Origin of the sequence: Streptococcus ovis DSM 16829, from assembly GCF_000380125.1 — a bacterium.
GTDB classification, from domain to species: domain Bacteria; phylum Bacillota; class Bacilli; order Lactobacillales; family Streptococcaceae; genus Streptococcus; species Streptococcus ovis.
In genome coordinates this window covers 1-22,688 of sequence record NZ_KB904562.1, presented here as the reverse complement: position 1 = coordinate 22,688, position 22,688 = coordinate 1, and the positions used below count along the sequence as shown (strand labels likewise).

General features: G+C 40.3%; 25 protein-coding genes. 6 read left to right on the top strand and 19 right to left on the bottom strand.

Annotated features, from left to right (window positions below; all coding sequences use genetic code 11):
• Positions 1 to 82: 82 nt before the first annotated feature.
• From A3I9_RS0100125 to rsmH, 16 genes are all read right to left on the bottom strand, one after another.
• The gene (locus A3I9_RS0100125) at positions 83 to 457 is read right to left on the bottom strand and encodes a polysulfide reductase NrfD family protein (protein ID WP_018377047.1); all 375 of its coding nucleotides are present in this window, start codon (positions 455 to 457) and stop codon (positions 83 to 85) included.
• Between the two features lie 9 nt (positions 458 to 466).
• On the bottom strand, positions 467 to 1,777 hold the full coding sequence (gene der / locus A3I9_RS0100120) for a ribosome biogenesis GTPase Der (RefSeq protein WP_018377046.1): 1,311 nt from the start codon (positions 1,775 to 1,777) through the stop codon (positions 467 to 469).
• Positions 1,778 to 1,892: 115 nt separating this feature from the next.
• Entirely contained in the window at positions 1,893 to 2,813 is a 921-nt protein-coding gene (dnaI, locus tag A3I9_RS0100115; protein WP_018377045.1) for a primosomal protein DnaI, read from the bottom strand.
• Between the two features lies 1 nt (position 2,814).
• Positions 2,815 to 3,978 carry a replication initiation and membrane attachment family protein gene (locus A3I9_RS0100110; RefSeq protein WP_018377044.1) on the bottom strand — a complete coding sequence of 388 codons (1,164 nt, stop codon included), beginning with the start codon at positions 3,976 to 3,978 and terminating at the stop codon, positions 2,815 to 2,817.
• 3 nt (positions 3,979 to 3,981) lie between these two features.
• A complete protein-coding gene (nrdR, locus tag A3I9_RS0100105; protein ID WP_018377043.1) occupies positions 3,982 to 4,455 on the bottom strand; it encodes a transcriptional regulator NrdR in 474 nt (157 codons plus the stop codon).
• A 359-nt stretch (positions 4,456 to 4,814) separates the two neighbouring features.
• A complete protein-coding gene (locus A3I9_RS0100100; RefSeq protein ID WP_026217259.1) occupies positions 4,815 to 5,924 on the bottom strand; it encodes an AI-2E family transporter in 1,110 nt (369 codons plus the stop codon).
• Between the two features lie 128 nt (positions 5,925 to 6,052).
• A complete protein-coding gene (locus A3I9_RS0100095; RefSeq protein ID WP_026217258.1) occupies positions 6,053 to 6,742 on the bottom strand; it encodes a response regulator transcription factor in 690 nt (229 codons plus the stop codon).
• Positions 6,743 to 6,745: 3 nt separating this feature from the next.
• A complete protein-coding gene (gene gndA, locus A3I9_RS0100090; RefSeq protein ID WP_018377040.1) occupies positions 6,746 to 8,167 on the bottom strand; it encodes an NADP-dependent phosphogluconate dehydrogenase in 1,422 nt (473 codons plus the stop codon).
• 75 nt (positions 8,168 to 8,242) lie between these two features.
• Positions 8,243 to 8,785: a YceD family protein gene (locus A3I9_RS0100085; RefSeq protein WP_018377039.1), complete on the bottom strand. Its 543-nt coding sequence runs from the start codon at positions 8,783 to 8,785 to the stop codon at positions 8,243 to 8,245.
• A gap of 1 nt (position 8,786) precedes the next feature.
• A complete protein-coding gene (trxB, locus tag A3I9_RS0100080; protein ID WP_018377038.1) occupies positions 8,787 to 9,704 on the bottom strand; it encodes a thioredoxin-disulfide reductase in 918 nt (305 codons plus the stop codon).
• Positions 9,705 to 9,724: 20 nt separating this feature from the next.
• Positions 9,725 to 9,952, bottom strand: a complete 228-nt coding sequence (locus A3I9_RS0100075) for a DUF4059 family protein (RefSeq protein ID WP_018377037.1) — start codon at positions 9,950 to 9,952, stop codon at positions 9,725 to 9,727.
• Between the two features lie 108 nt (positions 9,953 to 10,060).
• Positions 10,061 to 11,404 (bottom strand): DEAD/DEAH box helicase, encoded by a 1,344-nt coding sequence (locus A3I9_RS0100070; protein ID WP_018377036.1) that lies wholly within the window; start codon positions 11,402 to 11,404, stop codon positions 10,061 to 10,063.
• A gap of 66 nt (positions 11,405 to 11,470) precedes the next feature.
• The gene (mraY, locus tag A3I9_RS0100065) at positions 11,471 to 12,469 is read right to left on the bottom strand and encodes a phospho-N-acetylmuramoyl-pentapeptide-transferase (RefSeq protein WP_018377035.1); all 999 of its coding nucleotides are present in this window, start codon (positions 12,467 to 12,469) and stop codon (positions 11,471 to 11,473) included.
• Position 12,470: 1 nt separating this feature from the next.
• Positions 12,471 to 14,726: a penicillin-binding protein PBP2X gene (gene pbp2x, locus A3I9_RS0100060; protein WP_026217257.1), complete on the bottom strand. Its 2,256-nt coding sequence runs from the start codon at positions 14,724 to 14,726 to the stop codon at positions 12,471 to 12,473.
• Position 14,727: 1 nt separating this feature from the next.
• Positions 14,728 to 15,051, bottom strand: a complete 324-nt coding sequence (ftsL, locus tag A3I9_RS0100055; protein ID WP_018377033.1) for a cell division protein FtsL — start codon at positions 15,049 to 15,051, stop codon at positions 14,728 to 14,730.
• A gap of 19 nt (positions 15,052 to 15,070) precedes the next feature.
• Positions 15,071 to 16,036, bottom strand: a complete 966-nt coding sequence (gene rsmH / locus A3I9_RS0100050; protein WP_018377032.1) for a 16S rRNA (cytosine(1402)-N(4))-methyltransferase RsmH — start codon at positions 16,034 to 16,036, stop codon at positions 15,071 to 15,073.
• A 202-nt stretch (positions 16,037 to 16,238) separates the two neighbouring features.
• Here rsmH and A3I9_RS0100045 point away from each other — a divergent pair, with 202 nt between their 5' ends.
• The 5 genes from A3I9_RS0100045 (at position 16,239) to A3I9_RS0100025 (ending at position 19,296) form a co-directional block, all read left to right on the top strand.
• Entirely contained in the window at positions 16,239 to 16,424 is a 186-nt protein-coding gene (locus tag A3I9_RS0100045) for a helix-turn-helix transcriptional regulator (RefSeq protein ID WP_018377031.1), read from the top strand.
• A gap of 13 nt (positions 16,425 to 16,437) precedes the next feature.
• On the top strand, positions 16,438 to 16,593 hold the full coding sequence (locus A3I9_RS13300; protein ID WP_018377030.1) for a hypothetical protein: 156 nt from the start codon (positions 16,438 to 16,440) through the stop codon (positions 16,591 to 16,593).
• Positions 16,594 to 16,603: 10 nt separating this feature from the next.
• On the top strand, positions 16,604 to 17,128 hold the full coding sequence (locus A3I9_RS0100035; RefSeq protein ID WP_018377029.1) for a DUF3278 domain-containing protein: 525 nt from the start codon (positions 16,604 to 16,606) through the stop codon (positions 17,126 to 17,128).
• 99 nt (positions 17,129 to 17,227) lie between these two features.
• Positions 17,228 to 18,577, top strand: a complete 1,350-nt coding sequence (locus A3I9_RS0100030; RefSeq protein WP_018377028.1) for a TrkH family potassium uptake protein — start codon at positions 17,228 to 17,230, stop codon at positions 18,575 to 18,577.
• A gap of 44 nt (positions 18,578 to 18,621) precedes the next feature.
• On the top strand, positions 18,622 to 19,296 hold the full coding sequence (locus A3I9_RS0100025) for a potassium channel family protein (protein WP_018377027.1): 675 nt from the start codon (positions 18,622 to 18,624) through the stop codon (positions 19,294 to 19,296).
• A gap of 27 nt (positions 19,297 to 19,323) precedes the next feature.
• Here the strand turns inward: A3I9_RS0100025 and A3I9_RS0100020 are convergent, their stop codons facing one another.
• The 3 genes from A3I9_RS0100020 to A3I9_RS0100010 are packed head-to-tail and all read right to left on the bottom strand — an operon-like array spanning position 19,324 to position 21,855.
• Positions 19,324 to 20,151, bottom strand: coding sequence for a metal ABC transporter permease (locus A3I9_RS0100020; protein ID WP_018377026.1), 828 nt, complete (start codon positions 20,149 to 20,151; stop codon positions 19,324 to 19,326).
• The gene (locus tag A3I9_RS0100015; protein ID WP_018377025.1) at positions 20,139 to 20,873 is read right to left on the bottom strand and encodes a metal ABC transporter ATP-binding protein; all 735 of its coding nucleotides are present in this window, start codon (positions 20,871 to 20,873) and stop codon (positions 20,139 to 20,141) included. Before A3I9_RS0100015 ends, A3I9_RS0100020 begins: the two co-directional genes overlap by 13 nt.
• 55 nt (positions 20,874 to 20,928) lie before the next feature.
• Positions 20,929 to 21,855 (bottom strand): metal ABC transporter substrate-binding protein, encoded by a 927-nt coding sequence (locus A3I9_RS0100010; RefSeq protein ID WP_018377024.1) that lies wholly within the window; start codon positions 21,853 to 21,855, stop codon positions 20,929 to 20,931.
• A 126-nt stretch (positions 21,856 to 21,981) separates the two neighbouring features.
• On the opposite strand from A3I9_RS0100010, the gene A3I9_RS0100005 reads away from it, so the two are divergent.
• On the top strand, positions 21,982 to 22,629 hold the full coding sequence (locus tag A3I9_RS0100005) for a metal-dependent transcriptional regulator (RefSeq protein ID WP_018377023.1): 648 nt from the start codon (positions 21,982 to 21,984) through the stop codon (positions 22,627 to 22,629).
• Positions 22,630 to 22,688: the final 59 nt, after the last annotated feature.

Sequence of the window (22,688 nt, the reverse complement as noted above, 5' to 3'; positions counted from 1 at the left end):
ACTCCCCAATCTATCCCTCTATTATAGCATACTTAAAAGGCAGAAAAAAGCTATGAGAATTCTTTTTCTCATAGCGAATTGATTATTTATTTGTTAGACGAAATAGCTGGGAAGAGGCCACTATCGGGATAATCGTTGTAAGCCCCAATAACAAGACCAGTCTAGTAGAACCGCTATTGTATAGTACTGTATATACCCACCAAGCATTGGACAGGACAAAACAAATTAAAGCTAGCAACCAAATATAGGCGTTCTGAAATTTCTTGCCTAGGAAAGACACAATACCACCTAACAACATCAAGGGAACATGGAGCCAAAAAGCCCAGATATAGGCAAAACCACCCCAACCACGTTCAAATACTAATAAGGTGATGGCACCCACTAAATGCAGCACGCCATATACCAATAAATAGTACATCAACAGAGTCGTATACCATTTGATTTTTTCCTTGGTCATGTGACCTTTTTATTTCCGTTTCCTTGCAATCAAATGAATCGGTGTCCCCTCAAAGACAAAGGCTTTGCGGATTTGATTTTCTAAGAAGCGTAGATAAGAGAAGTGCATGAGTTCTTCTTCATTGACAAAGACCACAAAGGTAGGTGGTTTGGTTGCGACTTGTGTCGCATAGAAAATCTTGAGGCGTTTCCCTTTATCAGTCGGTGTTGGGTTGATGGCAATGGCATCCATGATGACATCGTTCAAGACCGCTGATGGAATCCGTGTGTTTTGACTCTGGCTGATTTGCTTAATCATCTCAGGCAACTTATGCAAGCGTTGCTTGGTCAGAGCGGATACAAAGATAATCGGTGCATAAGACAGGTATTGGAACTGATTACGAATATCTTCTTCCCAATTTTTCATGGTGTGGTTGTCCTTTTCAAGGGTATCCCACTTGTTGACGACGATAATCATCCCTTTACCCGCTTCATGGGCAAAGCCTGCAATCCGCTTATCGTATTCGCGAATGCCCTCTTCGGCATTGATGACCATGAGAACAACGTCAGAGCGGTCAATAGCACGCATGGCACGCATCACTGAGTATTTCTCGGTGTTTTCATAGACCTTACCAGACTTGCGCATCCCTGCAGTATCAATCATGGTAAATTCTTGTCCTTCACTATCCGTGAAATGGGTATCAATGGCATCACGCGTTGTTCCTGCCACTGGAGACGCAATCACGCGTTCCTCTCCCAAAATCGCATTAATCAAGCTGGATTTGCCGACATTTGGCCGTCCAATCAGACTGAATTTAATGACGTCAGGATTTTCTTCTTCATATTCAGTTGGTAGATTTTCCACGATGGCATCCAAGACATCCCCTGTTCCAATCCCGTGAACAGATGAAACGGGATAAGGATCCCCAAGTCCCAAAGCATAGAAGTCATAGATATCACTACGCATCTCAGGATTATCTACCTTATTGACCGCTAAGACAATTGGTTTATGGGTCTTGTAGAGAATACGAGCCACATACTCATCTGCATCCGTAATGCCTTCTTTTCCAGATACGACAAATACAATGACGTCTGCTTCATCCATAGCAATCTCAGCTTGGTGCTTGATTTGCTCCATGAAAGGCGCATCAACATCATCAATACCACCTGTATCAATAATAGAGAATTTTCGATTAAGCCAATCAGCAGTCGCGTAAATGCGGTCACGGGTCACCCCTTCGACATCTTCGACAATTGAAATGCGTTCTCCGGCAATTCGATTAAATAAAGTTGATTTTCCGACGTTAGGACGTCCGACAATCGCAATTGTTGGTAGAGCCATAGCTCCTCCTTTTTCTAAATATTCATCTTGTTATCAGTTTGAAAACAAGCCATTTCTTCATTTCTAAATAGTAGGTCATCTCATGTGAACATCAGGACTTCTCCATCTTTCACTGTTATGGACGATGGCGACGATTGTCCCCCACTAGATGAATTTCTTTTGCAAGGAAGCGAATGCGCTCCATGACGCGCTTTGCCTGCCACGTTTCATCTCCCGATTTCCCTGAAGAAAAATGTTTCTCCAAATCGTCTAAAGAAAAATTGGAAGTAAAGAAAGTTGGTAAATTTTCTTGCATCCGGTACTGTAAGATGACCTGTAGAACATCATCACGGACCCAAGAACTATGTTGTTCTGCACCAATATCATCTAAAATCAATATAGGAGCTTTCTTGACCTCGTCAATTTTTTCCTTGACAGAGCTCGTTGCAATAGCATTTTTGATATTGACAGCAAAGCTAGGATAATGAATCATGGTGGTTGCTAAGCTATATTTTTCAGATAAATCATGAGCCAAAGCAGCTAAGATAAAACTTTTTCCAACACCGAAATCACCATAAAGATAAAATCCCTTATTGTTATATGACCCAATATTCCCAATAAAATCACTTACCAAAGACAATACTTCTGTACGTGCCTTAGTCAGATGAACTGAATCAGGTCGATTAGGTACTAAAGTTGCATTCTTTAAACTAGTTGGTAATTCAATAAGATTGAGACGTTTTTTGATAGCTTCCTGACGATTATTCTCAATAAGTTCTGCTGTTTCTTCATATGAAACATCCGCATATCCTTCGTTCATAATCAAAATCGGCTTGTAGCCTTTAGCAATGTATGTAGAGTCTTGACTTAAAAACTTATCACGCTCCTTAATATACTCAAAGAACCTAGAAATGGACAAAGAAATTTTCTCTTCTGTTAACTGATTTTCACTTATAAAATCAGAAATATCCGTGTCTGATAATATTTCTTGACACAGCTCTTGGTAAGATCTCTGACTGGCAATTTGTCTCTTCAGATTGTCTTGGATATCTTTCATCTCATTCTCCTTTCTCTAACTTTGCTAAAATTTCCTGCTGAATTTTCTCCAGCTCTAACAAATCATCCTCTGTAGTCACATCCTTATAGTTTGGGTTGCTCCACGCAGGAACATTGCTTACTTCTACTTGTTGTGAACTAGTTGCCCGCTTTTTTGGACGTCGATTATTCTCTCGAAGAGCCTCAATAGCAGACTCTGCAGTCCGAATTTCTTTGTAGGAAAAATCATTACCAATTTTGATTGCATATTTCTCATTCAAATTCGCAGATTGCACCTGTTTAAATGTATAGAACACGATGACATTGATCACCTCATCCAGCAAGCCCAAAATGGCCAGTTCCTTCAAGCAGGTTCTTTCAGAGGCTAGTATATGTGCCTTTTTCTCTTGCTTAATCAAGGTTAAGAATTCTAATGGCTTTTGGCGCTTACTTTCACGAATCAGCGCTTGTTCTCCTGCTGAAAATGCTGCTGAAGCTAGTTGCTCACTCTTGCTTTGCAACCTTTCGTTCATCCGCTTAAGAGAAATTTCTTGTCCAACAGCTGTCTCTTTAGCCACTTGGTAAGCTTCCAGCCATGTCCAATTCGCCTGCTCTGCTAAATGATAGAGACCAATCGTATCCTCATTTTCATCATGAAAGCGTAATTGGTGGCGAGCCATCATTTGACGAAAGGCATCCATATCAAAACGGGGACTGGAAAACTCAGGGTTCCCTAGTTCCTGCCCTTTGATATCAAAAACATCAGAAAAATTCTTTGAAATATTTTGATGAGCATCTGGCAGAGTAGCCTTCATTTGCTCGACGGCTGACTCCCCAATTTTCTTAGAAAGGAGCGCCCGATAAAGGTCATTGTTCAGAAATTCTTGGCTTGAAAGAGGAGCCTGTAACACAATCGTCAGATGCTCGTCAGCCTGATACAGCTTCAGTAGCTTCATGGCCGTCAGAACTTCTAAGGACTGCTCTAATACAGGCATTCCGATATTCAGATGATTTAAAATTGAGCTAAAACGATAGCGACCAGTTCCAGAATCATTCGTTGCACAAAGATAATGGTAGAGAGCAAAGGCTGACAGTCCGATAATGGGTTCGTAACATTGAACGAGGCTGATAGCATCCGGAACAATCGCCACCTTTCCTAAAAAGGAATACGTTTGATTGGGTCTCATTGGCTAATCCTGCTTTTTCTGTCTGTTGCCCTTAGTGATTTGTTTCAGGAGATTCTCAATCTCACTGACATCCTTGAAGGAACGGTAAACAGAAGCAAAACGTACGTAAGTAATTTCGTCTAAATCCATCAATTCTTCCATGACAAAATTCCCAATAACATCGCTTTCGACTTCGCCATCACTCTGTGCTCGCACTTGTTGCTCAATGCGGTTGACAACTTCTTCAATTTCCGCAGTTGTAACTGGACGTTTTTGGGCAGAACGAATAATGCCATTAAAGATTTTTTCTCGTGAAAATTGTTCTCGAGTGCCATCCTTCTTTACAACAACCAGTGTTTTTTCTTCCAACCGTTCATAAGTGGTAAAGCGGTATTGGCAATTTTCGCATTCTCTGCGCCGACGGATGGTATTGCCATCTTCTGCCTGCCGACTATCCACAACACTTGATTTTAAACTACTACATTTCGGGCAACGCATCTTCTCTCCCCCATTTTATCATTATCACTTCATTGTACCATACTTTGTTAGAGAAGAAAAGGCAAGAGCAATCAGACAAAAAAGACTGGTTTCCCAGTCCCAGATTGCAAAAAAAGTCGTTTTTGATACTTTTCTTAAGTGATATCGGACGTCAGCGACTTCCTACGGAATTCCATGACTAATGTTTGAGCCTTAAGTCTCAAACATTCCGAATGTCAGACATGTTTTAAATCCAACATTTCTAACATTTTCATCACAGCGGAAGTATCATTATTTGCTCGCTATCACGCGCAGAATAAATCTGATGCTAACTTACTGAGTTTCCGTATGAGCAAGTTGGAATTTGCATGCTCCCAGTCTTAGTCTAATGAAATAGATTTTTCTTCTAAACGTTTGTAGGTCCATTCTCTAACTAGGCGATAAATCACTGCAAAGATAGGAGTGAAAAAGACCATCCCTAATAGTCCAAAGAGATTTCCCCCAATGAGGGCGGCTGCTAGCGTGAATAAAGTCGGCAAGCCAACAGACTGTCCTACTACTCGTGGATAGATGACATTTCCTTCAATCAACTGAATGACTTGGAACAACACAATAGAACCTAAAGCCAGCAAAGGATTTTGCACCGAAACAAATAGGGCACTGATCAAACAGGCAGAAAGCGGACCAATATAGGGAACGAAAGAAAGAACTCCGGCCAAAATCCCTGCCATGGCTGCGTAAGGAATGCCAAATAAACTATAAGACACAAAAACCAACACACCGATAATGAAGGCTTCTACAATCTGACTCATTAAAAATTTATCATAGGTATCAATAATGACTTCACCCACATAACAGATAGTTTTGACTGTCTTCTCAGGAAAGAGAGCATAAAGAACCTTGATAGTCATATCTTGCAGATGTTCTTTACTGGTTAAAATGGCCAAGGTAAAGAAGAAGGCCATAACAACTGTTAGCACATTTGAAAAAATACCGCCTACATTGGTCACCAAACCAGATAAAAAGCCCGTTACGTAAGTAGATAGATTGTTCCAACCTGTAAATTTAGAAATATAGGAATTGATTTGAGCTTCTAATTTATCGGAGAGAAGTCCACTATTTTGAAGAGCATCTGCTAATTTAGGAATGGCTTCGTTGGTAACAGAGACAATCTCAGAAACCGTTTCTGTTAGTGTTGGTAAAATAATCATGACTACTCCCGTCACAATCAAGGCAAAAGCCACCAGTACCCCAGCCAAGGCAATCGGACGCTTGGCAGACTCTAACATGCGAATTTTGCCAACCTGTTCTTCTAATTTTTTCATTGGAACATTCAAAACAAAGGCCAGTATCGCTCCCACAAAAAGAGAATTCATACTTCCCAAAACAGTCTGAAGTATACTGTATACTCCATCGTAATTTAAAACAATCAGCAATACAATTGCAGCAAACATCATCAATACGAACTTTTCTTTCGTTGAACTTCTCATACTTCCATCCATTTTCCAGTTTCTTATTTGGTATTATACCTTATGTTTCCTAAAAAGTCAGCCAAGAATTACTGTTAGCACTAGCAAAAAGAGAATTGGTCTCCCAATCCTCTTTTGTTTCTAGCTGTCTAGTCACGCATAGCATAGCCGATACCACGGACAGTCCGTATATAGGATTCTTGACCAGGCAAATCTAATTTCCCACGAAGATAGCGAATATAAACATCCACAACATTCGTCTCTGCTGCAGCCTCATATTTCCAAACACGTTCCAGCAACTGTTCACGGGTCATCGTTTCCTGACTATCCATCAGAGTTGCTAATAGGTCATATTCTCTACGCGTTAAATTAATGATTTCTTGTCCACGCGACACCGTCCGATTTTGAAAATCAATTTTCAAATCACGATAAGCCGCATGCAATTTGACTTGTTTACATGTCTCATCAATAAAATCACGCCCTCGAAATATTTCAGACACTTGCGCTACTAAATCACTAATGACAAAGGGTTTAATGACGTAGAAAACCGCATACTTTTCGATTTCTTGACCGTGTTCTTTTGCTTCGTCACTTTCGACCACTACGATCAAAACAGTTCCAGGCTTGAATCGATTTAATTCTTCGGCCAATGCAGTACTGGTCATGTCAGATAGCTGATAACTCATGATAATCAGATCAAAATCTGTCTCATGTGCCAGCAGGAGAGCTTCTGCCCCGTTAGAGGCATAATCCACGATATAATCCTGTTTTTGCAATTCCATAGAGACAAAATGAGATAAATTTCGTGCTTTTCCTGCTATTAATATCTTTTTCGCCATAGCTTATTTTTCGTCATACCATGAATAATGGAATGTACCTTCTTTATCTTTTCGTTGGTAAGTATGTGCACCAAAGTAATCCCGTTGTGCTTGAATCAAGTTCGCTGGCAAATCAGCTGAACGGTAACTATCATAGTAAGTAATCGCTGCTGAGAAGGTCGGTGCTGGTACACCAGCTTGAACCGCAATCGTTACGATGTCACGTACCGCTTGTTGGTACTTAGAAGTGACATCCAAGAAGTACTCATCCAGCAAAAGGTTGGCCAAATCTGCTTCACGATTGTATGCATCTGTAATCTTTTGCAAGAATTGTGAACGAATGATACAACCACCACGCCAGATAGAAGCGATATCTGCAAATGGCAAATTCCAATCGTATTCTTTAGAAGCTACACGTAATTGCGCAAATCCTTGTGCATATGAAATGATTTTTGAGAAGTAGAGAGCTTGACGGATTTTTTCAATCAACTCAGCCTTATCCCCTTCATACTTGTACTCTACACTAGGCAATACCGTGCTTGCATGAACACGTTCTTCCTTATAAGTTGAGATATAGCGGGCAAATACAGATTCTGTAATCAATGACAATGGCACACCAAGATCAAGCGCATTCTGACTTGTCCATTTACCTGTTCCTTTATTGCCAGCAGCATCTAAGATATAATCAACAATTGGGCCGTCTTGATCTTCATCATCTTTACGAGTCAGGATATCGGCTGTAATTTCAATCAAGTAGCTGTCTAATTCTCCCTTGTTCCACTCTGTAAAGATGTCAGCCATTTCAGCAGCATCCAAACCAAGTAGTCGTTGCATGAGGTCGTAAGATTCAGCAATCAATTGCATATCCCCATATTCGATACCATTATGCACCATTTTCACATAGTGACCGGCACCATTAGGGCCAATGTAAGTGACACATGGTTTTCCATCTTGAGGTGCCTTCGCAGAAATTTCTTCCAAAACATCTGCCACCAACTCATATGCTTCTTTTTGTCCACCTGGCATGAGGGATGGCCCTTCAAGAGCTCCTTTTTCACCACCAGAAACACCTGTACCAATGAAGTTAATCCCTGAATCTGCCAATTCTTTTGAACGACGGATTGTGTCTGTAAATAAGGTATTCCCTCCGTCAATCAAGATATCGCCCTTATCCAAGTGAGGCAAGAGCGCTTGGATTGTTGCATCTGTACCAGGACCTGCCTGCACCATGAGCATAATACGACGTGGTGTTTCAATCGATTGTACAAAAGATTCCACATCATAGCTAGGCACTAGTTTTTTACCTGGGTTGCTAGCAACAACGTCTTCTGTTTTATTTGCTGAGCGATTATAAATCGCAACTGTATAGCCACGTGATTCTACATTAAGCGCAAGATTACGGCCCATCACGGCCATCCCTACTACACCAAAATTCGCTTTCGTCATGTATCATTTCTCCTTTATATCGTATCTACTTCATTATACACAGAACCAATTGTTTTTGCAATTTTTCTGTCAGTTTCATTCTTCATCAAATAGCCCTTGTAATTGGGCAAATGGACTATTTTCTTCCTTTTTTTTCTGACTTGCAGCCTCAAAATCCTCTTCCATCATCACTGTCCAATTTTCTCCAGACGGCAAGTCATCTCCTGCTTCTTCTTCAGGGGTCAAGACTTTGACAGGTAAATTGAGCAAAATATTGTCTGCGACACTTTCGTCTAAAACAATTGTTTCTCCTTCAATACCTAGCGCCATATCTGCCTCTAACAACTCCTGGTCCTTGAGGCTATCTTCATCTGTTGCAAAGAGTTCCATGACAGGGTATGATTCAGACCACTGAACTGGCTTGAGAGAACGACTAGAAGCCATCGTCAAATTATAAGAGAGTTGGTATTCTAAAAAGTAGAGACCAGCTTCAAAACGAACTTTCCCTACGGCCTTAATCGAAGTTACATCCAATATTTCTGGATTGCGCTCTGTCAACTCAGCTTTTAAGTCTAGCAATTGCTCAAAAGCAATCCCTTCTGGGTTCTTCTGAATGTCATAAATATGAAACTGAACCATCTTAGTCCTCCAATTGTGTTAAATATTCATAAACACCTTGTCCTGCAATCGCACCGTCGCCAACAGCAGTCGTCACTTGACGAAGATGCTTTTGACGAAGGTCACCAACAGCAAAGATACCAGCCTGACTCGTTTCCATCAATTCATTGGTCACAACCCAACCTTGCGCATCTGTAATCCCCAAATCTGCCACTGCTTCTGACATTGGATCTAAGCCCACATAAATGAAGATACCGCCAAAGGCTTTTTCTTCCTTTTCACCTGTCTTAACATTCTTGATGACCACAGATTGAACCTTACGCTCATCACCCTTGATTTCTTCGACGACACTGTCCCAGATAAAGTTGATCTTTTCATTGGCAAAGGCACGATCTTGAATAACTTTTTGTGCCCGCAACTCATCACGACGATGCACAATAGTGACAGTCTTTGCAAAACGAGTCAAGAAAATCGCTTCTTCAACAGCCGAATCCCCACCACCTACAACCAATAAGTCTTGATCGCGGAAAAAGGCCCCATCACAGACTGCACAGTAAGAAACGCCACGGCTGTTGTACTCAGCTTCTCCTGGAACACCAAGTAAGCGGTGTTGCGCCCCCATCGCCAAAATAATGGTCTTTGCTTCAAATGTATCATCTTCTGTGATGACCTTCTTGACCAAACCTTCTGACTCAATGCGGACAACTTGTCCAAAAACGTGTTCAACGCCGAATTTTTCCAATGGTTCGTACATTTTTTCTGCTAATTCTGGACCTGAAATATTGGCATAGCCAGGATAATTTTCAATATCCGCTGTATTTTGCATCTGACCGCCATAGATTCCACGTTCCAGTAGGGCAACTTTTAAGTTGCTTCTTGCTGCATAAAGTGCTGCTGTCATCCCAGCAGGACCCGAGCCAATTATAATTGTATCGTACATTTATTTCTCCATTCTAATATTTACCAAGCCTTCAGTATCAACAAAATCCCAACAATTCCAAAGGAAACAATAGGGATTGTCATAACATTCATCATCAGTACATCATAGAGGGCTTCTCGTCTCTCCCGTACTGTTTTATCCAACCCCTTTACCACTCGCATCATAAACCAACAAGCACTGAGGAAAATGACGAGAAGAGTAGCGATGACCAGTCCTTGAAGATAGAGGCTTAAAATTGTTTGTAACATAGTACTCCTTATTTCTACTGATAGTCTACCAAATCTTGTCTTTTTTGCACACAATTTAGTCTGACCGGATACGTGCAAGAAGAAAGGCCTTTTTGCCCCTCTTTTTCCTTAAAATGTTTGGCGTTTTGCCTTGCGCTCTGCACGTCCTTTAGCACGTGCTTCTACACGCTTGGTCTTGCGACGTTTTTCATCAACCGCCCATTTGATTTTCTTCTTATAACCAGGCTTAATTTTTTTCTTTTTCTTTTTAACCAAGCCAATCATTTCTAAATCTAATTTTTCTCGTGATTTTTCACGTTGGACACGACGATCACGGTCATATGTATCTTTAAACTCTCCGTCTTTCATCTCTTTTGGAATGAATTTAATGTTCAATTTTTCCAATTCGCGAATATCCGCATCATCACTCGGCTGGTAAAGGGTAATGGCAATACCTGACAGTCCATTTCGCCCTGTCCGTCCAACACGGTGAACAAAGAAACTCAAATCTTGCGGAATAGCATCGTTAATAACGTGGCTAACACCTTCAATGTCAATCCCACGCGCTGCCAAATCTGTTGCCACAATATACTCAAAATCCAGATTCTTGACCTGATTCATGATTCGCTTGCGTTCACGCGGTGGAATGTCTCCGTGAATCTTTGCCACGCGAAGACCATTGGCTGTCAAGTAAGCGTGTAATTCATCTGCCCTCGTCTTTGTATTGACAAAAATCATAGCCAGATAGGGTTGCATGAGTTTGGTCATTTCCAAAATCTGTGCATTTTTATCCCGACCCTTGGTCGAAATCAGCCAGTTTGCAATGGTATCTGAAATCACTGTCTGGGTCTTGATTTGTTCAATGACTGGATTGGACAGGTATTTCTTCAAGAATGGCTGTAATTTTTGCGGAATCGTTGCCGAGAAGACCAGAAACTGTAATTGTTTAGGCAGGCTTGAAGCAATCTTATCCACTGTCTCCAAAAAGCCCATGTCCAAGGTCATATCCGCCTCGTCTACAACAAAGATTCCTGCCTTATGGATAGCCAAATCACCTGATTTTACCAAATCGTAGATACGACCCGGGGTTCCAATGACAATATGAGGCTGATTAGATTGCAACTTTTCAATCTGACGTGCCTTGTCCGTTCCACCGACATAATTTGCCACACGAATTTCAATATCAGAATGTTCCGCAATCTGGCGTGCTGCTTGATAAATCTGCGTTGCCAACTCGCGCGATGGGGCAGTAATCACAGCCTGAACCTGATCTACACTTTCATCCAACTGTTGGAATATCGGAATCAAAAAGGTATGGGTTTTCCCTGAACCGGTTTTTGACTCCCCTACTAAACCCCGTCCTGCTAAAACAATGGGAATCAGTTTTTCCTGTACCTCAGTCGCTGACACAAAGCCAATCTCCGCTAGAGCTTCTTGAATGTATTCTTTTAATGTAAATTCTGTAAATTTCATAATTTCCTCTTTTTTCTAGTACAGTTCATTATATCAAAAAAAACAGCAGATGACTGCTGTTTACTATCACAAATATAAAATCGCTAAGGTCAGGCAAGACATGAGAATGCCAAGTCCCCATAGAAAACCATCCACTCGCCATTCACTCCATTTTTCACCTTTACCGGATAAGCCACCAAGTTCCAAATGATGATGGAATGGGGTCATTCGGAAGATTCGACGACCTTCTCCATATTTTTTCTTCGTGTACTTGAAATAGGCTACTTGGAGCATGACAGAGGATGTTTCAATAACGTAGACCAGCCCAATTAATAACAAGGTCCATTCTTGGTGAAGAGCAATGGAAATCGTTGCCAACATGCCACCTAGCGCCAAAGAACCTACATCTCCCATGAAAATTTTAGCCGGTTTGTGGTTGTAAATAAAGAATCCGAGGAGACCACCAATCATACTGATACAAACCAAAAGGATATCGTACTGTTGCTGCATGACCGCAATGACAGAATAGGCTGTTAAACTAATAACGACTGAAATCGAAGACAAACCATCAATCCCATCTGTTAAATTCACTGCATTTGAGAACCCAACCAACCAAAACAAAACAAACAAGATATAGGTAACACCTAAGTGAATGTCCATTCCAAAGACATTCAAATTACCGCCACTAGAAGCATGACCATGCGCAAAATAGAAAACCAAGCCGCCAACGATTTGCAGGGCAAGTTTTTGTTTGGGATTCAGCCCTTCGTTAATTTTACGAAAGACCTTTAAAAAATCATCTAAGAATCCAACCACTCCATATAAGGTCAAAATAAAGAGGATAGCAAGGACACCGCTCGTCAGCTGGTGGAACAAACTCGCAAGAGCGAGACTGACTAGGATTGAGACTGCTAGAAATACAGTCCCACCCATTGTCGGTGTCCCAGCCTTAAACTGATGTTGCTTCACATCTTCGTGCATCTGTTGGCCTTCGATACGTTTAGCCTGATAGAATTTAATAAAAACTGGAATCAATAGAACCGTTCCTATAAAGGAAACAGCTCCTGCTAGCATAGCAGATTGCATGTTATTCTCCTAGTGTAATTGTAATTTTTTTTGTTTTCTCCATGGAAGAACCTGTGTCTACACTCTGGGCGACAACCTTGTCACCCTCACCCTTATAAGTGATATCTATTCCTGTCCAATGAGAAAATTTATCCGTATTTGCCTTGGTCCAACCGTACATATCTGGGACCTCAGTCAGTTGGTTTGTCAATAATAAAATTTGCTGATTGGCTTCAATATTCGAGCCCTTTTCAACAGAAACCTTCTTAATCTTATCTCCATTACCAACGATAACTGGTTGTACCAACTGTCTACGTAGCCCGTCTGCCGTATCGCCTGGATTCTCTCCAACAACATTCCCTAATGCGTATGGGATTTCTGTATCAACAGTTACTAAATCCTTTGAAGGCTCAGTTAAATTCAAACTATCTTTTAAGAGCATCGCCTCCTTCAAAACAGGATTGATGATGTCTTGCCAATATAAAACAGACCATGATTCAGGCTCTTGTACGGTGACATACATGATGAATTCTGGATCTTCTGCAGGAATCATTGCAACAACCGAATTAATCGTCGCATTTGCTCCCTCCTTATAACCTGTTCCATCTTCCTTGGCAATCTCGGCTGTCCCTGACTTAACGGCAATATCGTATCCATCTACCTGAATAACAGGGCCGACATCCTTAGCATAAAGTGTTCCATAATAGGGGTCCGTTCCAACCGTTATCATATACTTCAATGTCTCATCGGCTGCTTCTGCTGAAACAGGATGCCCTACTACTTCTGGTTTCGAAATACGAGCTGCATGATTCTGAGCATCATAGATGGCAGAGATGAATTTTGGTTCTAACATTGCCCCCTTATTTCCTATAGCTGAAAATGCGCGCAACATTTGAACATTGGTCACAGAAATCCCCTGTCCAAATGAACTTTGAGCAATGGACACAATATTATCAGCAGGAAATAGGCCTGAGGATTCGCTACTCATACCAAAACGTGTTGGGTAACCAAAACGGAACTTACTAAGGTAGTTCAGCCAAGTCTCATCCCCCATTTTCTTTTGTAGCATCGCCATTCCAATATTACTTGAAAAGGCAAATCCATTCGCAAAGGTCATGGTTTGTGGATCACGACCTGCATTGACAGACCAGTCGTTAAATTTAGCATCCGCAATAGTGTAAGTCGAGTTTGTATAATATTCATTAGGTTGGAAAATCCCCATGTCAATTGAGGAGGCCAGTGTCATCACCTTCATAGTCGAACCTGGCTCAAAATTCCCTTGAAAAAGTGAGGTGCTCCAATTAAAGTTCTTGTCTTGTAACCCCTCCTTTGTATCTGCATCAAAACTTGGGCGTTGAGTCGTTGCCAAAATCTCACCAGTCTTCGCAGAAACCAAACTAGCATTCGCAAATTTCCCCTTGGTCTTCTCAGAAAAGAAGATATCCATATTGGTTTCTAAGGAACTCTGCAGCTGCGCTGAGATGGTCGTATAGACATCCTGACCATCTAACACTTTCTTTTCTACTTTTTCTGTTCCAGGAACAAGTCGCCCATAGCTATCTTTCTCATAAGTGATTTTCCCGTCTTGCCCTGAAAGAATCGTATTCAAAGCTGCCTCGACACCGGTTTGTCCATGCAGACTTTGACTGCCGTCTTGATTATCCGTCAACTGTGCAAGTCCAATAAAATAACTTGCAAAGTTCCCATTAGGATACATCCGCCCTGGTTGTGTATCAAAACCAATCCCTTTAATCCCAGCTTTTTTCATCTCTTCTTGCAGTGCCATCATGTCACTATAAGAAATATTTTTCCCTTTAGGTCCAAAATAGACTTGATAGAGATTTTTCTGGCTCAATTGTTTTTGGGCAAACTCTTTATCGACATCTAATTTTTTCTTTAAGATATCTGTTAACTGACCAAATTGACTGGGTTCGACATACAATTTTTCATTGGATTCAGACACATAATTTTGATCAATAATAGCATAAATCGTATAGGTCGTTGAATCTTGAGCAATTGCAATCCCTGTACGATCATAAATCGTTCCTCGTTTCGCCTGCACAGTCATCGTTGTTTGATGGACTCTTCTAGCGCCTTCTGACAAATCTTGACCGAACTTGCTATCTGTCCCAATAATAATTGCAAAGTTAATCAAGAAAACAAAGAACGTAAACACACTCAATAAAATCAGACTTTGGCCCACACGCCTTCTATTTTGATGCGGAAGCCTACGGTTTTTCAAGACATATCTTAAAAATTTATTTTTTCTACTGGCCATCTTATTCCGCCACTCCAATGTTATCATTATTGTATGTCAACTCTGCCTTCTCCGCAATTTCAAGAAGACGACTCTTGCGCACCATTTCATTAACAGCCTGTTTGGCATCATCGAGTTCTAATTGTTTGGCACTGATTTCTTGATTGATTTGGGCCATCTCTGTTTGGACCTGTAATAAGCGGGTTTGCATAAATACAATGCCCACGGCTAAAATAATTCCTGTCAGAACAATACTGCCATAAAATGCTTTTTCAATTCGGCTAAAGGTTTTAATCTTTGCCTCAATCAATTGCATCGCTGTATCCTGTCTCTTGTCTTGTAACATAGGAAGTCCCTCTTTTAAATTAGTGTTGCGAATTTAGCTTATGAACTTTTTTAGCTACCCTCAGTTTGGCAGAATGAGCCCGGTTATTCGCCGCAAGTTCCTCATCGCTTGGTAAAATCGGCTTCCGATTAACCAACTCTAACGGCGCCTTCAAATCATCTGGAATAAAAGGCAACCCTTTTGGTACATTTACTGTACTTGCTTCCTTAAATAATTGCTTGGTCAACCGGTCCTCCAATGAATGGAAGGTAATGACGGAAATCCGTCCATTCAACGCTAACAAATCAATCGCTTGTTGGATGGAGTCGTCTGCTGCTCCTAGCTCATCGTTGACCTCAATCCGGATTGCTTGAAAAATCTGTTTGGCAGGGTGCCCTTTCTTTTTCAGTTCCTTTGCAGGCTTAGCAGATTTAATCATCTCAGCTAATTCTGTCGTCGTCTCAATCGGTTTCACGTCACGGGCCTGTTCAATTTTGCGAGCAATTTGTTTGGAAAATTTGTCTTCTCCATATTTGAAGAAAATCCGCACCAAATCATGATAATCGTAGGTATTGACTACGTCATAAGCCGTTAATGTGGCCTCTCGATTCATTCGCATGTCTAGTGGCGCATCTTTTTTATAAGAAAAGCCACGTTCTCGTTCATCAAGCTGTGGACTGGACACTCCCAAGTCATAACAAATTCCGTCAATCTCAGTCACACCTAATGCACCTAGACGCGATTTGAGATTACGGAAGTTGTCCTTTATGAAAGTCACCATTCCTTTTTCAATATACGGAGCTAATCGGACTTGAGCATTATCAATTGCCGTCTGATCTTGGTCAAAAGCATAGAGATGACCGTTTTCATTTAATTTCCCTAATAAATACTCGCTGTGCCCCGCTCCACCTAGTGTCGCATCTACATAGATACCGTCTGGTTTCACATCTAGCATGTCCACTGTCTCATGTAAGAGAACCGTTGTGTGATTAAATTCTTTCGTCATATCTATTCATTATACCATATTTTAAAAAAACTCCCTTAAATTTCATCGGTGAAAACTTTTTCAAAAAATGTGTCAGATATAATTGACACACTCCAAAAATATGCTATACTATATCTATCAAATATATTTGACATTTTTGGCAGACGTGCCAAAAAATTTTAAACCAAAGTGTCGCATATAATAGACATAGCGGAGGTGACGGATGAACCGCGTCAAAGAATTTCGACTAGAAACAGGCAAGTCCCAACTTGCTCTTGCCAAAGAGATTGGTGTCTCTCGGCAGACCATCAATATGATTGAAAATGACAAGTACAACCCTTCGTTGGACCTGTGTATCAAACTGGCAGAATCTCTGGATACCGATCTCAATAGTTTATTTTGGAATTGATAGGAGAACTATTATGAAACAAGAAACAATGAAAACTGTTCTATTTTGTAGCCTCATAGGACTAGCATCCGGAGCTATTACTGGATTATTAGGAAGTTCCTACCTTCCCTACTTCCTTCTTCCTCTGCTGATTGGGTTATTCGCAAGGCGTAAAGCATCATTAAAATAGGAGATACAGTATGAAAAAAGAAACAGTGACAGATAAACTTATCAAGCATTTTTATGGGATTACGGGTCCCTTAGACGAATACAAACGCCGTGAAGTAGATAAAATAGGAAATATCGCCTTTATCTGGATGAGTTGGTTACTCTTAATTGGCAATGCTATCGCCTTAATCCTAGGTTATCGTTATCCTAAAACAATAGCTATCGTCTATCCAATCCTACTAGAAGTTATTTTAATAGGACTATTCGGATTTGTGATTTGGAAAGGGCGTCAAGCACAAGTTTCTGAGTTTGACAAAGAAGAACTAACTGAAAAAGAGCAGCAAAAACTACAGTACGCAGGGCTAAAGAGTGGTCTCTTCTTTGGAAGCTTCATGCACCTTTGGGCTTGTTTAACAGAATTTTGGTTTGATGGAACCAATTTCTTAACAACTCTACTAAATCCTTATCAATTGATTCGCAGCCTCATAAGTGGATTTTTCTTCGGTTTGTTCATGCATATCGTTGTTAAAATGCGCCAAAAACATTCTGAAGATTAAGACTTCAGTCAAAACTGCTTTTTTAGCAGTTTTTTCTTTTCTTTTTTCTAGTTTGTGATACAATATTTTCATATTTTATTTTAGAGAAAAGAGAGGCTTATGTCTTTTTTTAACATTTCATTAACGCCCCTTCAACGAATCGTTTGGAGCTTTGCTGGGGTGATTTTTGTTGGATCCCTATTGCTATCACTTCCTATCTCACAACTGCCTAGCTCAGAAGCAACCTACTGGGACCACTTATTTACGACCGTCTCCATGGTTTGTGTAACAGGACTTTTCACAGTACCCGTTGCCAGCACCTATACAGCACTTGGGCAAATCTTTTGTATGATTTTAATTCAAATTGGAGGACTCAGTCTCCTTAGTTTCATTGGGTTAATCGCTCTGCAAGCCCAGCGCAAATTAAGCTTTATCAACTTAGCGACTCTTCAGGAAAGTTTTAGTCGTGAAGATACTCGAAATTTTAAGGGTTTTATTACTTCTGTCTTTGCTTTTACTTTTTTTATCGAAGGTTTAGGTGCCTTCCTTCTTTCTTTCCATTTCATCCCTCAATTAGGTCTAGGAAAAGGAATCTTCACATCCATTTTCCTAGCTATCTCCGCCTTCTGTAATGCGGGATTTGATAACCTAGGCGCATCTAGTCTAGTAGATTTTGTAAAAAATCCCTATATCAATCTCGTCATTGCATCCCTGATTATCATGGGAGGGCTCGGATTCTCCGTTTGGTTTGATTTCCAAAATCAATGGCGAAAGAAAGACGGAGTTCGTAAATTAAGTTTTCATACAAAAGTTGTTCTTGGTTTAACAGCTGCTATCCTATCAATTGGAACTCTGTTAACACTCATCACTGAGTTCACTAATCCTGACACAATTGGAAATTTTTCATTTGGCCACAAAATTCTAGCCAGCTTTTTCCAAACCGTCACCATGCGTACAGCAGGATTCGCAACGATTGATTATACGAAGGCAAGACCCATTAGCTTGTTATTATATATTTTTCAGATGATGCTAGGAGGAGCACCTGGCGGTACAGCCGGTGGTATCAAAATCACAGCCTTCTTGACTCTTGTTCTCTATGCGAAAAGTGAGGTCATGGGACTTCCACATACCAATTTTATGTCACGGACCATTGATACTGTTACTACACGAAAGGCCTTAGCCGTCTTTATTGTCTTCATTTCGACATTTTTAGTAGGTCTTTTTGCTCTCAGTATTACCGACTCTGAAACCCCTCTCTTATTTTTAATCTTTGAGACCATGTCCGCCCTCGCAACAGTCGGCGTTACAGCCAATTTGACTCCTACCTTAACAATGGGAGGACAATTTATCATCATGGCCCTCATGTTCTTCGGCCGAATCGGACCAATGTCCATTCTTATTAGCCTCTCTGCAAAAAATCCACCAAAATCAGCCGCCCTCCAATATGCTAAATCTTCCATGATCGTTTAGGGTGACGATTTCCAATCTATTAAAAACTATTTGAAGGAGCAATTATGCAAAAACATACTATCGGGATTTTGGGACTGGGAGTATTCGGTACCAGCATTGCCAAAACCCTTTGTAAATACCACTGTGACATCATCGCAGTGGATAATCACGAAAGCCAGATTAACCAACTAGAAGGAATCTTAACAAGGGGGATCGTTGGAGATATTACTGATAAAGACCTTCTTCGAGCAGCAGGAATTGACACCTGTGATACGGTTGTCGTCGCAACAGGAAGCAGTCTTGAATCAAGTGTCCTAGCCGTCCTTCACTGTAAAACTCTCGGTATTCCTAAAGTAGTAGCCAAAGTAAAAAGCAAGACTGCCAGAGAAGTCTTACTCAAAATTGGGGCAGACCGTGTTATCTCACCTGAACGAGAGACTGGAATTTCCCTAGCCAAACATCTTCTTCATGATGATACAACCCATGTCATTGAATTAGATGAATATGTCTCTATTATTGAATTCAACGCACCAGCCAAATGGATTGGAAAATCTTTAGGAGAATTAAAACTGCGCCAAAATTACCTAATGAATATTATCGGTTACCGCAGTAAATATACAAAAGTTTTAGAAATCCAACTCACTCCTGATTATATATTTAATGAGGATGAATGGGTGGTAGCTGTGACAGATAACAATACTGTCGATCACTTTGAAGAGTATACCGATAAAATGTCATAACAAAAAGGCTTCGTGCAGCGAAGTCTTTTATTTTATTTTCTTAAAAAATGACTGTTTTGGTGAGCAAACAAACGCGATAGCAAACAGGATAGTCCCCGTAAGCACAATGCTAGATCCTGTTGCAATGTTGAATGTGTAGCCAATAAATAAGCCTAGAGCAGAGGTAAAGGCTCCCAAAAACGCAGCCATCCACACCATTGATTTTAGACTATGAGCATAGAGATAAGCTGTTGCAGCGGGAGTAATCAACAAAGCAACAATTAAAATGGTCCCCACACTTTGCATCGCTGTCACAGCTACCAAAGTCAGTAGAGTCATTAACAGATAATGGTAAAATTGGACTTTCATTCCCATTGTTTTTGCCAAAGTAGGATCAAAAGAAGTCAAAAGTAATTCTTTAAAAAAGAAAGTAATCACTGCTACCACCAAGCCTGACACCAGCAGCGTCAGCCACTTATCACTATCCTGTACTGCTAAAATATTCCCAAACAAAATATGAAAAAGGTCTGTTGAACTATTGGCTATACCAATTAAAATCACTCCCAAGGCTAAGAATGATGAAAAGGTAATCCCGATAGCTGTATCTCCTTTTATGACACTGTTTTCTTTAATAAAGGTGATGATGATGGAAGCTAACAACCCAAAAAGTATGGCTCCAACAAAAAAACTAACTCCAAAAATATAAGAGAGTGCTACGCCAGGCAATACCGCATGTGAAATTGCATCTCCCATCAAAGACATTGAACGTAGAATGATAAAACATCCCAATACTCCTGCCACAATTCCAATGATGACTGCTGTAATCAAGGCATTTTGGAGGAAATGATATTGAGTTAACCCCTCTATAAATCGCATGCTGCTCCACTCCTATCTAAAAAAATCAATTCTCCATAGGCTGCCCGAAGGTAATCCGGTGTAAATACCTCTTGAACTGGACCATACGCAACCAATTTAGTATTGAGTAAAATCAGCTGATCAAAATACTCTTCTACCTTACTCAAATCATGGTGAACAATGACGATTGTCTTGCCATTCTTACTCAAATCCTTTAAGAGATGAACCATCATCTGTTCACTAACAGAGTCAATCCCAACAAAAGGTTCGTCCAAAAATAAATAATCCAAATCCTGTACCAAACATCTAGCTAGGAGCATTCTTTGAAATTGACCTCCTGATAAATCGGTAATCGGGCGTTCTTGCAAATCTAGGAGACCTACTGTATCTAGAACTTTCTCGACTTCTTGCCATTCCTTTCTTCCTAAACGGCGAAATAGTCCTACTTTAGGGTAGAGTCCTAAAGAGACACACTCCTTGACTGTCATCGGAAAGTGAATATCAATTTGGCTACGCTGTTCTACATAGGCAATTCGCCCATGTAAATCCTCATCACCATCGCATTGAGCAATTTGCCCTTTAGAATCAATCAACCCTAAAATAGCCTTCATAAGAGTCGATTTACCAGCTCCATTTGGTCCGATGATTCCTACAATTTTTCCTTCCTCTATGGTCAAGGATATATCGTGTAACGCAGGGCGTTCTTGTGAATACGCTACTGTCACATGATCCAGTCTAATCATCTCATTTTCCTCCTAAACAAAGCGGAACAAGGAAACTCCTTGCTCTACTTTAACATTATTTTGCTAAGCCTTCTGCAATTTTTTCTAAATTCCATTTCATCATTGCGTAATAGCTATCTCCTTCTTCACCTTTTTCTGAAATAGAATCAGTGAAAATCTGTGCGTAAATCGGAATACCAGTCTCGCGTGAAATTGTCTTCATTGGGCGATCATCCACACTTGATTCAACAAAAAGAGCTGATGGAGTTGGGCCTGCCTTCAATTTTTTCACCAAAGAAGTCGTTTGTTCAGGTGTTCCTTCTTCTTCTGTATTAATTTCCCAGATATAAGCAGAAGGTACACCATAAGCTTTAGAGAAGTACTTGAAGCAACCTTCACTTGTCACAATCACTTTTTTATTTTCAGGGATTGCTTCAAATGCTGTTTTCGCTTTTTCATTTAAAGTGGTTAATTTTTTTACATAGGCAGCAACATTCTTTTCGTAGGTCGCTTTGTTATCAGGATCTTTTTCACTCAAATGTTTGGCAATGTTTTGTGCATAAATAATCCCGTTTTCAAGATTTAACCAGGCATGTGGATCTTCCTTACCTTTTTCACTCTCTCCCTCAAGGTAGATCAGATCAATACCATCACTAACGGCAAAGTAATCCTTATTTTCCTTCTTATCAGCATTTTTGACCAACTTTGTAAACCAAGCATGAGCTCCATTTTCCAAATTGATGCCATTATAAAAGATAAGATCGGCAGTGGTTGTTTTCTCTACATCTTCAGGAAGCGGCTCATACTCATGAGGATCTTGTCCAATTGGTACAATACTGTGCAAATTAATTTTGTCACCTGCGATATTTTTTGTCATATCAGCAAGAATCGAATTGGTTACAACCACATCCAATTTGCTATCATCTTTTGCTTGTGAACTGCCACAAGCCGCAAGTGATAAACTAAGAAATAACATGGTTAATAGGGTGTAGATTTTTTTCATCTCTTCTCCTTTTAATTTTATTTTATTAGGTTTCCATAATTTTAAGATTAGTATATCCTTTTCAAGTCTTCCTGTCAAGCTATTTCTGTATTTTTTTGATATAATGAGAACGAAAAAGGAGCACATATGACACCAAATAAAGAAGACTATCTCAAAATTATATACGAAATCGGAGAAATGGAGGGAAAAATCAGCAATAAAAAAATTGCAGAAAAGATGAAAGTTTCTGCCCCTTCTGTCTCTGAAATGACAAAGAAATTACTCCAAGAAAAGCTTGTTGAAAAAAATGGCACACGAGGCTATCGACTAACTGAAGCTGGACTCCTACTAGTGTCCGATCTCTATCGTAAGCATCGCCTTATTGAACTTTTCCTGTTGCAACAACTTTGCTACACCATTGACGAAGTTCACACAGAAGCAGAAATTCTAGAACATACCGTTTCTAATTTCTTTATTGATCGCTTAGAAGAAAATCTTGGTTTTCCTACTTTTTGTCCACATGGCGGAACTATTCCCAAGAAAGGTGAAATCTTAGCTGAAAAACATCATGAAACGCTTTTTCAGGCAACTTCTTTAGGAAAGTTCACCATTCGTCGAGTTCATGATGAATTTGAACTCCTCAAATATCTTGAAGGTCACCAGTTAACAATTGGCACTGAAATTGAATTAACAGATATTGATTCGTTTGCGCAAACCCATACCATTGAATATGCCAATCATCAGTTAGCGATACCCGATGCTATTGCGAAGCAGATTTATATAGAACATAACTAGTGGTCTAGGGACCATACTCTGAACACTAAAACAAAAAACGAACAAAGATGCTCTTATAC

Bases quoted from the DNA above. Each gene is read 5' to 3' on its own strand.
- A3I9_RS0100125 (WP_018377047.1), bottom strand. From the start codon at position 457: ATGACCAAGGAAAAAATCAAATGGTATACGACTCTGTTGATGTACTAT.
- der (WP_018377046.1), bottom strand. From the start codon at position 1,777: ATGGCTCTACCAACAATTGCGATTGTCGGACGTCCTAACGTCGGAAAA.
- dnaI (WP_018377045.1), bottom strand. From the start codon at position 2,813: ATGAAAGATATCCAAGACAATCTGAAGAGACAAATTGCCAGTCAGAGA.
- A3I9_RS0100110 (WP_018377044.1), bottom strand. From the start codon at position 3,978: ATGAGACCCAATCAAACGTATTCCTTTTTAGGAAAGGTGGCGATTGTT.
- nrdR (WP_018377043.1), bottom strand. From the start codon at position 4,455: ATGCGTTGCCCGAAATGTAGTAGTTTAAAATCAAGTGTTGTGGATAGT.
- A3I9_RS0100100 (WP_026217259.1), bottom strand. From the start codon at position 5,924: ATGAGAAGTTCAACGAAAGAAAAGTTCGTATTGATGATGTTTGCTGCA.
- A3I9_RS0100095 (WP_026217258.1), bottom strand. From the start codon at position 6,742: ATGGCGAAAAAGATATTAATAGCAGGAAAAGCACGAAATTTATCTCAT.
- gndA (WP_018377040.1), bottom strand. From the start codon at position 8,167: ATGACGAAAGCGAATTTTGGTGTAGTAGGGATGGCCGTGATGGGCCGT.
- A3I9_RS0100085 (WP_018377039.1), bottom strand. From the start codon at position 8,785: ATGGTTCAGTTTCATATTTATGACATTCAGAAGAACCCAGAAGGGATT.
- trxB (WP_018377038.1), bottom strand. From the start codon at position 9,704: ATGTACGATACAATTATAATTGGCTCGGGTCCTGCTGGGATGACAGCA.
- A3I9_RS0100075 (WP_018377037.1), bottom strand. From the start codon at position 9,952: ATGTTACAAACAATTTTAAGCCTCTATCTTCAAGGACTGGTCATCGCT.
- A3I9_RS0100070 (WP_018377036.1), bottom strand. From the start codon at position 11,404: ATGAAATTTACAGAATTTACATTAAAAGAATACATTCAAGAAGCTCTA.
- mraY (WP_018377035.1), bottom strand. From the start codon at position 12,469: ATGCAATCTGCTATGCTAGCAGGAGCTGTTTCCTTTATAGGAACGGTT.
- pbp2x (WP_026217257.1), bottom strand. From the start codon at position 14,726: ATGGCCAGTAGAAAAAATAAATTTTTAAGATATGTCTTGAAAAACCGT.
- ftsL (WP_018377033.1), bottom strand. From the start codon at position 15,051: ATGTTACAAGACAAGAGACAGGATACAGCGATGCAATTGATTGAGGCA.
- rsmH (WP_018377032.1), bottom strand. From the start codon at position 16,036: ATGACGAAAGAATTTAATCACACAACGGTTCTCTTACATGAGACAGTG.
- A3I9_RS0100045 (WP_018377031.1), top strand. From the start codon at position 16,239: ATGAACCGCGTCAAAGAATTTCGACTAGAAACAGGCAAGTCCCAACTT.
- A3I9_RS13300 (WP_018377030.1), top strand. From the start codon at position 16,438: ATGAAACAAGAAACAATGAAAACTGTTCTATTTTGTAGCCTCATAGGA.
- A3I9_RS0100035 (WP_018377029.1), top strand. From the start codon at position 16,604: ATGAAAAAAGAAACAGTGACAGATAAACTTATCAAGCATTTTTATGGG.
- A3I9_RS0100030 (WP_018377028.1), top strand. From the start codon at position 17,228: ATGTCTTTTTTTAACATTTCATTAACGCCCCTTCAACGAATCGTTTGG.
- A3I9_RS0100025 (WP_018377027.1), top strand. From the start codon at position 18,622: ATGCAAAAACATACTATCGGGATTTTGGGACTGGGAGTATTCGGTACC.
- A3I9_RS0100020 (WP_018377026.1), bottom strand. From the start codon at position 20,151: ATGCGATTTATAGAGGGGTTAACTCAATATCATTTCCTCCAAAATGCC.
- A3I9_RS0100015 (WP_018377025.1), bottom strand. From the start codon at position 20,873: ATGATTAGACTGGATCATGTGACAGTAGCGTATTCACAAGAACGCCCT.
- A3I9_RS0100010 (WP_018377024.1), bottom strand. From the start codon at position 21,855: ATGAAAAAAATCTACACCCTATTAACCATGTTATTTCTTAGTTTATCA.
- A3I9_RS0100005 (WP_018377023.1), top strand. From the start codon at position 21,982: ATGACACCAAATAAAGAAGACTATCTCAAAATTATATACGAAATCGGA.